This window comes from Symmachiella dynata (assembly GCF_007747995.1).
Classification (GTDB): Bacteria; Planctomycetota; Planctomycetia; order Planctomycetales; family Planctomycetaceae; genus Symmachiella; species Symmachiella dynata.
The window spans coordinates 5,748,324-5,761,446 of sequence record NZ_CP036276.1 but is presented as its reverse complement, the minus strand read 5'-3'; the positions used below and the strand labels follow the sequence as shown (position 1 = coordinate 5,761,446).

Genomic DNA, 13,123 nt, shown 5'->3' with positions numbered 1-13,123 from the left:
CGCGGTCGAGCTGCCTTTAACACGATGCAACTAAATGCAAGTAAAATCGCGTCGGCTTCTGGGCATTCCTGGGCTGGTCTTCATCGTTCGAGAATTTCCCAGGGTTCGTCTGAATTGTCCGAATGCAAACAAGTGCAAACAGGGTGGGGTTTAGTCTTAGTTTCCGGCCGCTTCGCTGGACGTTTCCCCTGCGCCGCGGTTAAGATGACACGTTCTCTTAACAAACAAGAACATCGGCCTCCCTGACAAAAAGTGAATCGTATCGATATGAGTGACGCGACGAATCCGCCGTCCGATGAACTCGTCCCGGACGAAGTCATCCCACACCGGACGTTGCCGCCGCTGCGCTACCGCGATATGCCCCAACCGATTTCCTGGAAGAAGATGATCGGCCCGAGCATTATGCTGGCCGGGTTGTCGCTCGGGTCCGGGGAATTTGTGATGTGGCCCTACATCGTCTACAAAGCGGGCTTCATTTTCTTTTGGGCCTGCGTGTTGGGAGTGGTCACGCAGTATTTCCTCAACATGGAGATTGAACGCTGGACGCTCGTTACGGGCGAAAGCGCGATCACCGGGTTCTGTCGCCTAAGCCGCATCTGGGTGCCGGTGATGCTGCTCATGAACATCCTCCCCTGGGCCTGGCCCGGTTGGGCCACCGGTGCGGGGACCATGCTGAGTTGGTCGATTTACGGACCGGTGATTCGGGCCGAAGCGGAATTCGCAGATGTTGCCAATGCCGAAGTCCCCTCGGGCCTGACCCAGCATGCGGCGATATCGTATGGCGAAACGGGCAACGGATTTCTCACCTGGACCGGGCCGATGACTGTCGAACAACAGGAGCAACTGGCCGCAGCCAGCAATGCGCCGCAGTTTCAAAAAGCCGTCGATGAGGTGTTTTCTAAAATCAGTAACAAACAGGGAGTGGAGTACGATGCGCGGTATGTCCCCTACCTAGGCATCGCTGGACTATTCATCGTGGGCGCAATTCTGACCGCCGGGCCTGTGGTCTACAACACGGTCGAACGCATTCAAACCATTCTCGTCGGCTTGATCTTCGTGACCGCCATCGGCTTGGGCATCATGATCATCAAGCCCTATGCGATTGAGCAGATGCTGACCGGCGCGATCAGTTTCGGGCAAATGCCTGCTAAATCGGCCGACTTGGGGACGATGGCTTTGCTCGGCGCGTTGGCCTTTGCCGGGGCAGGGGGGACGATGAATCTTGGGCAGAGTAATTTCATCAAAGACAAAGGTTACGGCATGGGGCAATACATCGGCCGCATCACCAGCCCGCTCACCGGCCAGGAAGAAGCGATCAGCGACGTCGGTTATCACTTCAAGCATACCGACGAAAACATGGCCCGTTGGCGGCATTGGTGGCGGGCGGCAGGGATTGAGCACTTCTTCAGTTTCTTTCTTACCTGTCTGGTCTGTCTGATGCTGCTGACGTTGATTTCGTATTCGCTCTTTTACGATTCCAAAGGCAATCCGGTTCCCGGCACCGAAAGCTACGGCAAAGGGCTGGGCTTTGTTTGGGGGCAGGCGGAGCTGATCGGAACGCAACTCGGCGGGGGCGTGAAATACGCGTTCTTGCTGATGGGCATCGCCATATTGCTGACAACCGAATTAGGCGTCCTAGACGCCACGGCCCGGATCTCTACCGACATCGTCAAAGTGAACCTACTCCGCGACAATGAAAACTGGTCCGCCAGCCGTTTGTATTTTCTGTTTCTGTGGGGCGAAATCATTCTCGGCTCGTGCATCTTGCTGTACGGCACGATCGACCCCTCATTCAAGGAACCGTTGTTCTTGCTCAAAACATCGGCGGCGATGAATGGCGGCGTGATGATGATTTATTCGGTGTTGTTGTTGTATTTGAACAACAAAATTCTTTCGCGCAGTCTCGCAATGACGCCGCTGCGATTCGTGGCGATCATCTGGTCATGCGCATTCTTCGGCTACTTTACGGTCCAAGCGCTACAGCTTTCTGTTTTACCCTACTTGTTTGATTGATTCACACTCATATTTTCCTCTGAGCTCATCTCGGAGGCAAAGGATTCTCACATGACATGTTGTCGTTTGATTCTCAGTCTGGCCATTTGTTTCGCCGCTCTGAATACCGCCGCTGCCACCGCCAGTGCTGAGGAATTGCAGCGACTGTCGTACAACGATCCCGACTTGGTGGTCGATTTAGGAGTCGGACTGTGGGCGTTTCCGTTGCCCATGGATTACGACGGTGACGGCGACCATGATCTGGTCGTCTCCTGTCCGGACAAGCCGTACAACGGCACGTACTTCTTTGAGAACACCTCCGGCGACGTTGCCATGCCGGTTTTCAAACCGGGGGTTCGCTTGGGACCGGGGTACCACCATATGCAGGTCTCTTATGTCGATGGCGAACCACGTGTGTTGCGGCCCGCTAAGGAATATCAAAACTTTCGCCAATCACAGCTTTCCGACGAAAAACAACTGCAACCGTCGGCGAAGTTTTATCAACCCAAAGGAAAAACCCGCGCCAATCAGTGGAAGTACCTGGATTACAACGGCGACGGGGCGCTGGATATCATCGTGGGAATTGGCGATTGGACCGACTACGGTTGGGACGATGCCTACAACGAAAAAGGGGAGTGGACCCGCGGACCCTTGCGCGGCTTTGTGTTCGTAATCGCCAACACCGCAACGACGGAAGAACCGGTTTACGCGGAACCTAAACGCATCGAAATCGACGGCGCGCCGTTGGAGGTCTTCGGCTGGCCCTCGCCGAATTTCGTCGACTTCGATAAAGACGGCGATCTCGATCTGTTGTGCGGCGAATTCCGTGACAGCTTTACCTACTTCGAAAATGTCGGGACGCGCACCGAGTCGAAATATTCCGCCGGCAAGACATTGATGCATGGCGGAAAAAAACTGACCATGGACTTGGAAATGATCACGCCGACAGCCTTTGATTGGGATAAGGATGGCGATGCCGATTTGATCTGCGGCGACGAAGATGGCCGTGTCGCCTTTCTAGAAAACACCGGTAAGCTCATCGACGGCGTGCCGGAATTTCTGCCGCCTCGGTACTTCCAACAACAGGCGCAGAACGTGAAATTCGGTGCGCTGTCGACCCCCTATGGTGTCGACTGGGACGGCGACGGTGACGAAGACGTGATTTGCGGCAACACCGCCGGCTACATTGGTTTCATTGAAAATCTGGGTGGCGACGGAACCGCCACAAAATGGGCGGCACCGGTTCGCATGCAAGCCGACGGCGAAACCATCCGCATTCAAGCCGGACCCAACGGTTCAATCCAAGGCCCCTGCGAATCCAAATGGGGTTACACGACCCTCAGCGTGGCTGATTGGGATGGCGATGAATTGCCGGACATCATGATCAATTCCATCTGGGGCGAAATCCTCTGGTACCGCAACATCGGCACCCGCACCGCTCCCCAATTAGCGGCTGCTCAACCGGTCGAAGTGCAGTGGCCGGGAGAGACCCCCAAACCGGCTTGGACGTGGTGGAATCCGCGCGGCAAACAACTCGTCACTCAGTGGCGGACCACTCCGGAAATGGTCGATTGGAACGACGACGGCTTGATGGATCTGGTGATGCTCGACCACGAAGGCTACCTCGCCTTTTTCGAGCGCAAAAAAAATGGGGAGCAATTGCAATTGTTGCCCGGCGCCCGTGTGTTCACGGATGAGAAGGGAGACTTGCTGCGACTCAACGAGCGGAGCGCCGGTGGCAGCGGCCGTCGTAAAATCCATCTGGTTGACGTCGATGGCGATGGTCGGCGCGACATGTTGATGAATAGCACCAATGCTGATTTTTATAAAAACATGGGCACGCGCGACGGCAAGACCGTGCTGAAAAACACCGGCGAAATCGACAAACGAAAAATCTCCGGCCACTCCAGCAGCCCCACAACCATCGACCTAGACGGCCAGGGTGCTCGCGATTTCCTGATCGGAGCCGAGGACGGGTATTTGTATTACCGGTCAAATTCGCTGGCGAAGTAATACGGTAATTTTCAAATTGAAATTGCACTTGGCCTCTAGCAGATCGTTAGAGGCCAATTGCATTGGTACGGGTGATTTTTAAAGCAGGGAAGGGCAGGGTGGCCCACAAAGATTCTTTGTGGGCCGACGCAGCCGGCAGGAGGGCTACGGATTCGGGCTTCCATGCCCGTGTAGAACTCGCTGAGATGCTACCAGTTAGGAAACGACGTCAATTGCGTATCCGTCGTTTTTAAGTTTCGCCAAGCACTCAATGAAATTGCTCTCCTCTTCAAAATCACAATGGGCAAAAATGTAAAACTGAGACTCTCTTGCTCGAAACCCAATGTCGACCTCTGCCCCAAACCTCTTCACATAGGCGGTCGTAATCCGAATTTCCTTATCCTCGACGACCTTGTTTGGTCTAAGACAATCAAGCACATCGCGGGTCAAGATCGCCAGTGTGTCCGGAGCGTCGGGGCTTATTTTTGAACCGCTTAAATGGACGTGATATTTAAACACGTCTCGAAAAGCGTCGAAGACTAGGTTTTCCTGCCCCAATTCTTCCGGTGCTTGATTTTCTTCCCGATGTATGAATGGGTTTAGAAACCCTAAGGGGAGTACGGAGGGGTTGGAATCTGAATCGTGCCCACGCCAAATATATCGAAGCACGCCCGGATCAGATGGAGTACAAAAGTAATAGTCACCCCAGTCTGTTCTCGCCAGTGGAACGGCGTCTTCAACCGACTGCTCAGGTATCATGACCGGTTGGTCAAAATCCTGGCACATGCATCGCCATTCGGCGAGACTTTCTCGAAGCAGATTTATTTGGCCGAACACATCTTCGGGATGCATGACGAGAATCGAGTCAAATTCCCCAAAACCGAATTCGCTAATGAATTCTTGATATCCTACGGGAAGCACGCCGCAGGCCTCACGCAACCGTTCCATCTCAGCTTGCGTCGCAACACGCCGTTTTTCAGAGACTCGATAAATGTCGTTCCAATTCAAAGGCTGCATGTTGGTGGTCACCTTCGTCGGTAGAATGCGCAAAAAATCAATTGTGATTCTCAGATCGGCTGCAGGGCTGTAGATTCGGGCTTCCCCCCCAAACCTATTTCGCTTCTTGCTGCGCGGGGCCGATATCACCGTTCGGGGGCGCTGGCTGTTTTCGATCAAAGGGCAACACCAAGATGAAAAAGCCAACCAGAAATCCCAACACGCCGCCGTAAGGCCCGCTTAACGGCTCAAAGATACCGAGCGCTCCAGCGACGCCGGCTACAAACGGCACGGCATATTCGATCCAATACCTCTTACAAATCAGCCCGGCGACAGTTGCACTGAGTAGGCACAACAGCACGTTCGGAAATGGAATCGGTGCGCCCTTTGCTCTGCCGTGGTCATGTTCATCAATCCAATGAAAAATCACAGCCGCGATCGCCAGCAGCGCCAATAGACGAAACGCAATTTGAAAGTATTTCGAGATGGTAGCGATTCGTGACATTTGGATTTTCTTGACCTACGGGACTTTGTTCGGTCTTTGCGTACGTGCGGGTGTTATTTGAGAAGATCGACCGTCGCCCATCCTGTCTGGCGATCCTCCAACAACCAATAGCCCGTCTCGCCACTCGTGTTCCCATTGGTCAGATGCTTTGGATGGTACTGACCGTTTTGTTGCCAATAACCGCTGGCTTGTACGGAACAATTCTTGGCGAGATTGACGCTTCCATCGAAAACCTCGATCTCCCCCAACCCGCCTGATGCCCCGCGATATCTTGTGACGTCGACGCGAACCGCATCTACCTTTTTCCGAGGGAGACGCACCACTGCTGAGGAGGGCGCATCGGGTTTCCATGGCAAGGCAACTGTTTTTCGCAATACCGGTCTTCCGGCGTGTAGGAGCGTCACGACGACCTGAACCGTACCCCGGTCCGCAGCTTGACCATTGTGTTGATTCCAAATCACAATTCGGTCGGCGTACAGCGGGATTGTGTCGAACTCTTCATCCAGAGAGATTTGCATGTCGCGTGTCAGATTCGGCCGTGCCTCCAAGTACCAATGGCGACCACGCAGCTGAAAACTTTGGCGGACTCCACGATCTCGTTCTTGTGCGGTGGCCCTCAGCCAAGCGACGGCAAGCTTTGCTTTTTCTATCGGATCGGTAGGCCGTTTTCGATCCAGATCTGCAGCGTCCCGTATCCGTCGGTTGTCTGCCTTCAGGAGCAGGGGGAGGCCGTTGGTCCAGTCTTGTTTTTCGACACAGTAAAAAAGTCCAAGTTCTTCGTTGGCAACGGGATCATCTGGATTGCGTCTCAGATGGAATGCAGCATCCTCAACCCGTTTGAAAGCCCGCTTGAGACGTATGATTCTTTTCTGGGCTTCCTCAAGTTCTGCTCGAAAGGCTGGGTCGTTGCTGCTTCTCGTGCGGGAGCGGAGTTTCGATAGCAATGCGAGCGCTTCGTCATACCTGTCGACCGACAGGGCTGACATGACGTTGGCCAACTCGGGCGAATATTGGTAATCAAAGGGATCACTTCCCGGAGAACCTTGCTGCGCCTCTTGTGCGGTCGAGACACGCGCCTGCCCACTCAATGCAATCCCTGCGAGGCAGAGGATCATGACCGTTTTGAATTTGAAGTCAGCACAAACAGTCTCGCGGAGCATCAGAGACATCTCCCATGAAAGCTAGAGCGCAGGCCACTTTGAATGGATGCTTTGCAGGGTGGCTCGCTAAAAACTTTGCGGGCCGGCAAAGCCAGCTGCCGGTCCGTCGAATTGTTACTCCCACTATAACGAACTCCTGCGGCTGCGCCGCCCCGAAAGAATCTTTCGGGGCCACCCTGCGATCACTATTCAGATGCGGCAGCCGACTGTCCAACGGAAGTAGGCGCGTTACTCCGTAGGTTGTGGAAATTTAATCTTCCTTTTCAGTTTCGCCGTTCGGCAGTCAATCAAATCTCCATCTGAAGTTAGAAGACAACGGCCGCCGTTACAAAACTCCGTTTCAAAAGTAGGGCCTCCCAAGTCGTAGATGACTTCTTGTGTTGCGGCATCTGGGCTCAGGCGAATGAGACGTTTTGGCCCCCCTTTTCGGAAACACCACTGAACGCCATGAAAAAAAACAGTACCCGGCATCGCACTTATTCGAAGAACGTGGTGGCCCTCGGGCTGTTTATGGCGCATCGTCATTTGTCCGGTTGCCAAATCGAATACTCGAACATCGGCCCCCGCTTCAGTAATTGCCACATAGTGCTCATTAAAGGCCACATCCAGGATACTGAAACTGATCGGTTCTATCGGAAAAGCCTGCTTGTCATTCTGGTGGACAACCGAGATTTTGTACGATCGATACTGATAAAGACGAAAAGTGTTTTGAGCGTGGAACCAGACGTTGTTGAGTGCCCTTATGCTGAGAATTGTCTCTCCCGTCGAAATGTCGATGACGTGGCCCGGTCCACTAGAAAAGCAGCAGCAGGCGAATTTTTCGTCTGGAGTCAACGTCAACCGTTGGATCTTCTTCAGGTCTTTACGCTGCCATCGCAAGTCGCCGATAGGCGTGTTGTAACAGGCGAGTCCGTGAATATGATAGGCGGCCGTCAAGCAGGCGGATTCTGCGTGAGACAGTGCAAGTCTTTTCCCACCAAAATCCATAATTGTATCGAATTCCGATAACTGCTCACCTGTCGAAATGTCCCATAGCGATACAGTGTGTTCATGTAGTGCCGCGGCGACGATATTGCCTTGCCAGGGAGACGCGAGATGGCGAATTGCTGAGCCAATGTACTTTTTCTGCGTCATGTTTTAGTTTTGAACCAGCGACGGTGACTAGTAGATGCAGAAAACCGCTGCACACAAAGTGGCCCACAAAGATTCTTTATAGGCCGACAAAGCCAGCTGCAGGACCGTCGAATCGGCACTCCTACTATAACGAACTCCTGCGGCTGCGCCGCCTCGAAAGAATCTTTCGAGGCCACCCATTGAATCTCCTACTCCAGCACCTCTTCACGCTCCTCCACACACGTATCCGGCGCCGTAAACTTGAAATTTCGTGACTGGCGGAAGAACTCTAGCGGGTTGTCGTAGACGATTTTTTTGATCTTCGAATCCGGCATGCCGCGTTTGCGGAGTTCTTGGATGAAATCGGGGACGGCCAGTGGTTGTGAGGGGCCCCAGTCGCCGGCGGAGTTCACCATGATGCGGTCGTCGCCGTACATTTCGATGATGTCGGCGGCGCGCGACGGCGTGCATTTTGTGACCGGGTAGAGTGTCATCGCACACCAGAAACCTTCTTCCTTGGCCAGCCGCACAGTGTGTTCTTCAACGTGGTCAATCAACACCCGCTCTGGTTCGATGCGATCATCTTCGAGCAGCATATCGACGATCATCCGCGTCCCTTTGTACTTGTCTTGCAAGTGCGGGGTGTGGATCAAAATCAACTCGCGGGTTTTCATCGCCAAGTCGACATGTTCGCGAAAGATCGTCGCTTCGTTTTTCGTGTTTTTATTCAGCCCGATTTCGCCGATGCCCAGCACGCCGGGCTTGTCCATGAATTCAGGAATCATGGCGATCACTTCCCGCGACAATGAAACGTTCTCCGCTTCCTTGGCGTTAATGCACAGCCAAGAGAAGTGTTGAATTCCCGACCAGCTGGCCCGGGTCGGTTCGAATTCGGTGAGCTGTCGGAAATAGTCGCGAAAGCCGTCGACGCTACCGCGATCAAAGCCGGCCCAAAAGGCGGGTTCGCTGACAGCCACGCAACCCATCCGCGCCATCCGCTCATAGTCGTCCGTCACACGAGAAATCATGTGCACGTGGGGATCAATGTAATACATAGTCTCGCTGCTTTCTCAACTCTCACTGTTGCCGCTTGTCGGGCGGCATGTTCTCACGGGGCGGCTACTTGCTGTTCCAACCCGGTTGGTATTCGTCGCTGAAAATCATTTGAACGCGTTCGGCGCGGTCGAAGCCCTCGGTATTGAGCACTTCGATCGCGCGGCGTAGGTTTTGGACACGCGGATCGGCAGCCGCATGATTGTCATCATCGGCACGTTCGATACGATCCAGCGCCGCGGCCACTTCTAAAACGCGGGCCCGTATTTCTAAAAATGTGCGATCCAAGATTTCATCGGCTGTCTGCGTGGCGGACATCGAGTCTACTCCTCTATTCAATTCTTTCTCGTACGTCGTCTGTTGGGGCAATCTTTTCGGATGCAGGAATTGTGCCTGCGCCCTGTGGTGCTAAGTCGGCAGATGATTCGTGTTAGGTCACGGTTGAATTCTTGGGTGGGTGCCACTGGCTTTGCCAGTGCAAAACGAAATCTCGAAAGTACTTACAAAGCACTGGCGGAGCCAGTGGCACCCCAAAATTTTAGGTTGGACAGAACAGTAGCACTCTGCACTGACCCCCATTACGGGACTGTCCAGCGATCTCTGGCGAGCACGCATCGCAGGGAGGGTCATGGAGACTGCCCACCCGATTGGGGCGCTGCAAGCGATTCACATTTGTGTCACAAGATTGTCACACTTGTAGTTTCCGTTGCACGGGGGTGGAAATCAAGCGGTGTTGACGGTTGTAGCCGAAAGTCCTGCATTTCAAGTCCGATTTGAGGAGTTTGGGGGCAATTGCCGAATTGCAAAAGGGACGATTTTGTTTTGAGACACGTCGTGCGGTGATGTCGCGCGCTGTTGGCGTTCCTGTGTCCAATATCGGTGTGTGAGGCAACAACTGCCCTGGGAAACCTTGCCTGCACTCCTTCCCACAGTCCAAGCCGGCTCCTCACGTTCCTGTGAGCGAGGCGGATACGAATCAGTGATCAATCCATGCCGAACGGCTTTTCGAAAACGTTTGACTGCCTCGCTCGCACCACCAATTCTCACGCATTGGACGTGTTGATCGTTGCGCTCGACGTCCCAAATGAGGAAGTTCGTAACCAAGCGGTCAAAGCGATATTGAAACGTCGCCATCCGCGCGGGCATGTCGAATTATTGCGGCGGTTCCACAAGCTACCTGACGCGATCCGCAATATGCTGGAACCTTACGCGGGCACGATGGGCAAAGCCTTGCGGCAATGCGCGAATTCCGGTGAGCAACAACTCGAGTCCAACGCGCTGCAATTCATCCGCGAGTTCGAAATCTACGACCAAGTGCCGATCTTGTTGGAATTTTTAGCCGAGTCGTCGCAGCAGGAGCATCATCGGTATTGCTTGGAGACCGTCGAGGAACTCGCCAATACGCTCTACGAACACGTCAACCAGACGACGAAGGACAGTAAGTATCTGCGCGATGCACGATTGATTCAGTTGCGGATTGTTTCGGCCTTGGAAAAAATCTGCGGACAACCGCACATCCCGGGTTACGAGCGACTGTTGGAGAGCCTGTTTATTCTAGGCGATCTGGAAGTGGGTGAAATTCGCAAGATGTTGCGGCAAGATGGACACCCGCGTCGAAAACATGCCGAAGATTTACTCCGCAACAGCGACCATCCCGGCATCATGCAGTTGGTTGTCGATTTCATGGCGCTCAGCCATCCCAGTTATCTCTCCTTTCGCTGTTTAGCGGAGCGCGACGACCCGCAGTTTATCTGCCATTTGCTGCGGACATGGCCGCGGAGTTTGACGATCTCGCAGCGAAAAAACTTCAAACAAATCGAGTCGGTCTGTTGGTTGGAAACGCAGCCGTTGGAGTTGGATCTCATTCCCACGGCGCTGCATGCCAAGCTGCTGCAATTCGTTAATGCCACGTCGATCAAGCGGGAGTTTAAGCTCCGCGTCGCCGAATGGGTTGTCAGTCATGGCTGCGAAGAAGCGCGGCGCGCGGCGACCGACATGCTCGACGAGTTGGATGGCGGACGGATGCATACGTTGATCGAAGAAGGTTTGGACTCCGATGACGAGGAGGTCCAAGCATGGGCCACCTCACAGCTCCGCGCCAAACGTGTTCCCGAAGCGTTCACAAAATTGATCGAGCGCTTGGACAGCCCGATGGCGCAGGTCCAGCAGGCGGCCCGCGAAGAATTGGAAGATTTCAATCTTCGGCGCATCCTGACGTTATACGATCTGTTGGACACACAGACCTGTCGTCTGGCGGGGATCTTGATTCAAAAAATCGATCCCGATGCGCTGCAGAAATTGAGCCAGGAAATGACTGGTCCCATGCGGAGCAAACGGATGCGGGCCACTCAAGCGGCGATTGCCATGGGGTTGCAAGAGACGTTATCAGATACCTTTATCCAATTGTTGGAAGACGATGACGTGTTGGTGCGACGGACCGCCACCGAGGTCGTGGGCCAAATCCCCGGTGCAGAATCATTGACCGCATTACAAGGCATGCTGGACGATTCCAATCCCAGAATCCGAGAAATTGCCCAGCAAGGAATCGAACGACTTCAATCGGCCCCCGCACCCGATGCGCTCGCCGGCGAATGATACCGGGCAGGCTCCCGTCTGCCCTCGCTGCTCTTCACCTGTTTCGACTTAGATGAGTGTCTGCCCCACCGAGGCTTGCCATGTTGAATCTCATTTTTGCCCGCACCAGAGGCCTGGATGAAATCTCCCGTTCGTCATACCACTCGACCACGATGAGTGACAATTTGTTTCTCATCTCGTGGATGGGATTGATTGTCGCCTTTTGGGTCGGATTGTATTATTTCGACAAATGGCGAAAGAACCGCAGTGGCCTTGTCGGCAGCGCCAAATCGTTGTTTCTCGAACTATGTCGCACGCATGGACTGTCGCGCAAAGAGCGGTCGTTGTTACTCAGAGCAGCCAAATTGTACCAGCCACTCGAGCCGGCGGTGATCTTTGTGGATCCGAAAATTTTGGCACGCTGCCAAAAAGCCCCATCCCCTGAGAAGGAAGGCTATGCCGGCCTGTCCGCGAAATTGTTCGGGATCAAGTCCAAATAGCCCACAAGTAATTAAGGACCACAGGCAGGCAAGCCGTCTGTCGCCCTCGCCTCCAATGCCAGCCGCCTTGCGCTGGACGCTGCGAAGCCCACAGCATTTGTAGAGGTTTGTTGCTTTTGAGATAACCGTGCCCGATGTGCTGGCTCCCCGCTTCGGATTGACACGTCTGCGGCAATTCCTTATAGCTGCGACCGATTTCCCAACCGGTTGAGCGATAGGTAAAGGCGCTACGCATGCAAATCAGACGGCTTTCCTCGTTATTTTCGCCCGTGCGCTATGGCTATTGCCGCGAATTGTTTCAATCGCCGTTTCGCGCATTGTGCAATTTGTCGTTCATGGGGAAATCCGCATTTTCGCTCACACTCCGCTCAGGACGCACGGCGAAGTTCTCCCGCCAAGGCCGCGACCACAAACTGTGGGACTGGTACTTCGAGCACCGCCCACCGATCGATTTCACCGAAGATGGTTTGGTACAAATCGAGTGGCGGGGACAATCGGTGTTGCTACGGCCCGGCACGCAGGACTTTTTCATTTTCCACGAGATTTTCATCGACGACGACTACAATCTGTCTGGCCATGATCAACGGTTGGGAACGGTGATCGACCTGGGAGCCAACGCGGGACTGTTTTCATCCGCCTTGCTGAACAAAGCCGAACGGGTGATTTCGGTCGAAGCGGTGGGCGAGAACTATCGGCACACACTGCGGAATCTGCAGCTCAACGAGGGTGTTGCCGAGGATGTCTTGCACCTCGCCGTTTCAGCTCATTCCGGGGAAACGTTAAAGTTGTATCACAACTCCCGTAATTCCGGCGGGCATTCCGTGGATCGCAATTGGTCCGAGCAACAATCCACCGACACGGATTACGAAACGACCCAAAGTATCTCTCTGGCGGACCTCATCGCCTGGGCGCGTTGCGAAACGGTCGACTTGTTGAAGTGCGATATTGAAGGTTCGGAATACGACGCCTTTTTGGCGACCGACGAGCAGACGCTGCAAAAGATCGAACGGATCGTGATGGAGGTGCACATCTCGGAAACCTATCCGCCGTCGCGACTGTTGGAATTGATCGACCATTTGCGCTCCGCGGGTTTCCAAGTCCAACTCGACCGCGACATGCCGACCACGACGGCGACACAGGCCAGAATGCTCTATGCGGATCGTCGCCACGCGGTTGCGACCAAGGCGGCGTAGACCGATTGAGGCGGCGCATTCCCTTCCGGGGCCGATTCCCCGTAT

The 13,123-nt window shown here is 54.2% G+C and carries 11 protein-coding genes; 5 read left to right on the top strand and 6 right to left on the bottom strand.

The features are described 5' to 3' along the window. Positions 1 to 267: 267 nt before the first annotated feature. Together Mal52_RS21750 and Mal52_RS21745 are read left to right on the top strand one after the other, a co-directional pair. Positions 268 to 2,013: an Nramp family divalent metal transporter gene (locus Mal52_RS21750; RefSeq protein WP_145378621.1), complete on the top strand. Its 1,746-nt coding sequence runs from the start codon at positions 268 to 270 to the stop codon at positions 2,011 to 2,013. A 51-nt stretch (positions 2,014 to 2,064) separates the two neighbouring features. Further along, a complete protein-coding gene (locus Mal52_RS21745) occupies positions 2,065 to 4,005 on the top strand; it encodes an FG-GAP repeat domain-containing protein (RefSeq protein WP_145378620.1) in 1,941 nt (646 codons plus the stop codon). 195 nt (positions 4,006 to 4,200) lie between these two features. Here Mal52_RS21745 and Mal52_RS21740 read toward each other — a convergent pair whose 3' ends face one another. From Mal52_RS21740 to Mal52_RS21715, 6 genes are all read right to left on the bottom strand, one after another. Continuing rightward, entirely contained in the window at positions 4,201 to 5,001 is an 801-nt protein-coding gene (locus tag Mal52_RS21740; RefSeq protein ID WP_145378619.1) for a hypothetical protein, read from the bottom strand. Positions 5,002 to 5,095: 94 nt separating this feature from the next. Then, the gene (locus Mal52_RS21735) at positions 5,096 to 5,485 is read right to left on the bottom strand and encodes a hypothetical protein (protein WP_145378618.1); all 390 of its coding nucleotides are present in this window, start codon (positions 5,483 to 5,485) and stop codon (positions 5,096 to 5,098) included. A 53-nt stretch (positions 5,486 to 5,538) separates the two neighbouring features. Next, a complete protein-coding gene (locus Mal52_RS21730) occupies positions 5,539 to 6,645 on the bottom strand; it encodes a hypothetical protein (RefSeq protein WP_145378617.1) in 1,107 nt (368 codons plus the stop codon). A gap of 228 nt (positions 6,646 to 6,873) precedes the next feature. Beyond that, on the bottom strand, positions 6,874 to 7,779 hold the full coding sequence (locus Mal52_RS21725; protein ID WP_145378616.1) for a WD40 repeat domain-containing protein: 906 nt from the start codon (positions 7,777 to 7,779) through the stop codon (positions 6,874 to 6,876). A gap of 188 nt (positions 7,780 to 7,967) precedes the next feature. Continuing rightward, positions 7,968 to 8,813, bottom strand: coding sequence for a TatD family hydrolase (locus Mal52_RS21720; RefSeq protein WP_145378615.1), 846 nt, complete (start codon positions 8,811 to 8,813; stop codon positions 7,968 to 7,970). 64 nt (positions 8,814 to 8,877) lie between these two features. Further along, positions 8,878 to 9,129, bottom strand: coding sequence for a hypothetical protein (locus Mal52_RS21715; RefSeq protein WP_145378614.1), 252 nt, complete (start codon positions 9,127 to 9,129; stop codon positions 8,878 to 8,880). 672 nt (positions 9,130 to 9,801) lie between these two features. Between Mal52_RS21715 and Mal52_RS21710 the strand changes: the two genes are divergently transcribed. The 3 genes from Mal52_RS21710 (at position 9,802) to Mal52_RS21700 (ending at position 13,078) form a co-directional block, all read left to right on the top strand. Next, positions 9,802 to 11,406 carry a HEAT repeat domain-containing protein gene (locus tag Mal52_RS21710; RefSeq protein WP_145378613.1) on the top strand — a complete coding sequence of 535 codons (1,605 nt, stop codon included), beginning with the start codon at positions 9,802 to 9,804 and terminating at the stop codon, positions 11,404 to 11,406. 80 nt (positions 11,407 to 11,486) lie between these two features. Then, positions 11,487 to 11,885: a hypothetical protein gene (locus tag Mal52_RS21705; protein WP_145378612.1), complete on the top strand. Its 399-nt coding sequence runs from the start codon at positions 11,487 to 11,489 to the stop codon at positions 11,883 to 11,885. A gap of 233 nt (positions 11,886 to 12,118) precedes the next feature. Continuing rightward, positions 12,119 to 13,078, top strand: a complete 960-nt coding sequence (locus tag Mal52_RS21700; RefSeq protein ID WP_145378611.1) for an FkbM family methyltransferase — start codon at positions 12,119 to 12,121, stop codon at positions 13,076 to 13,078. Positions 13,079 to 13,123: the final 45 nt, after the last annotated feature.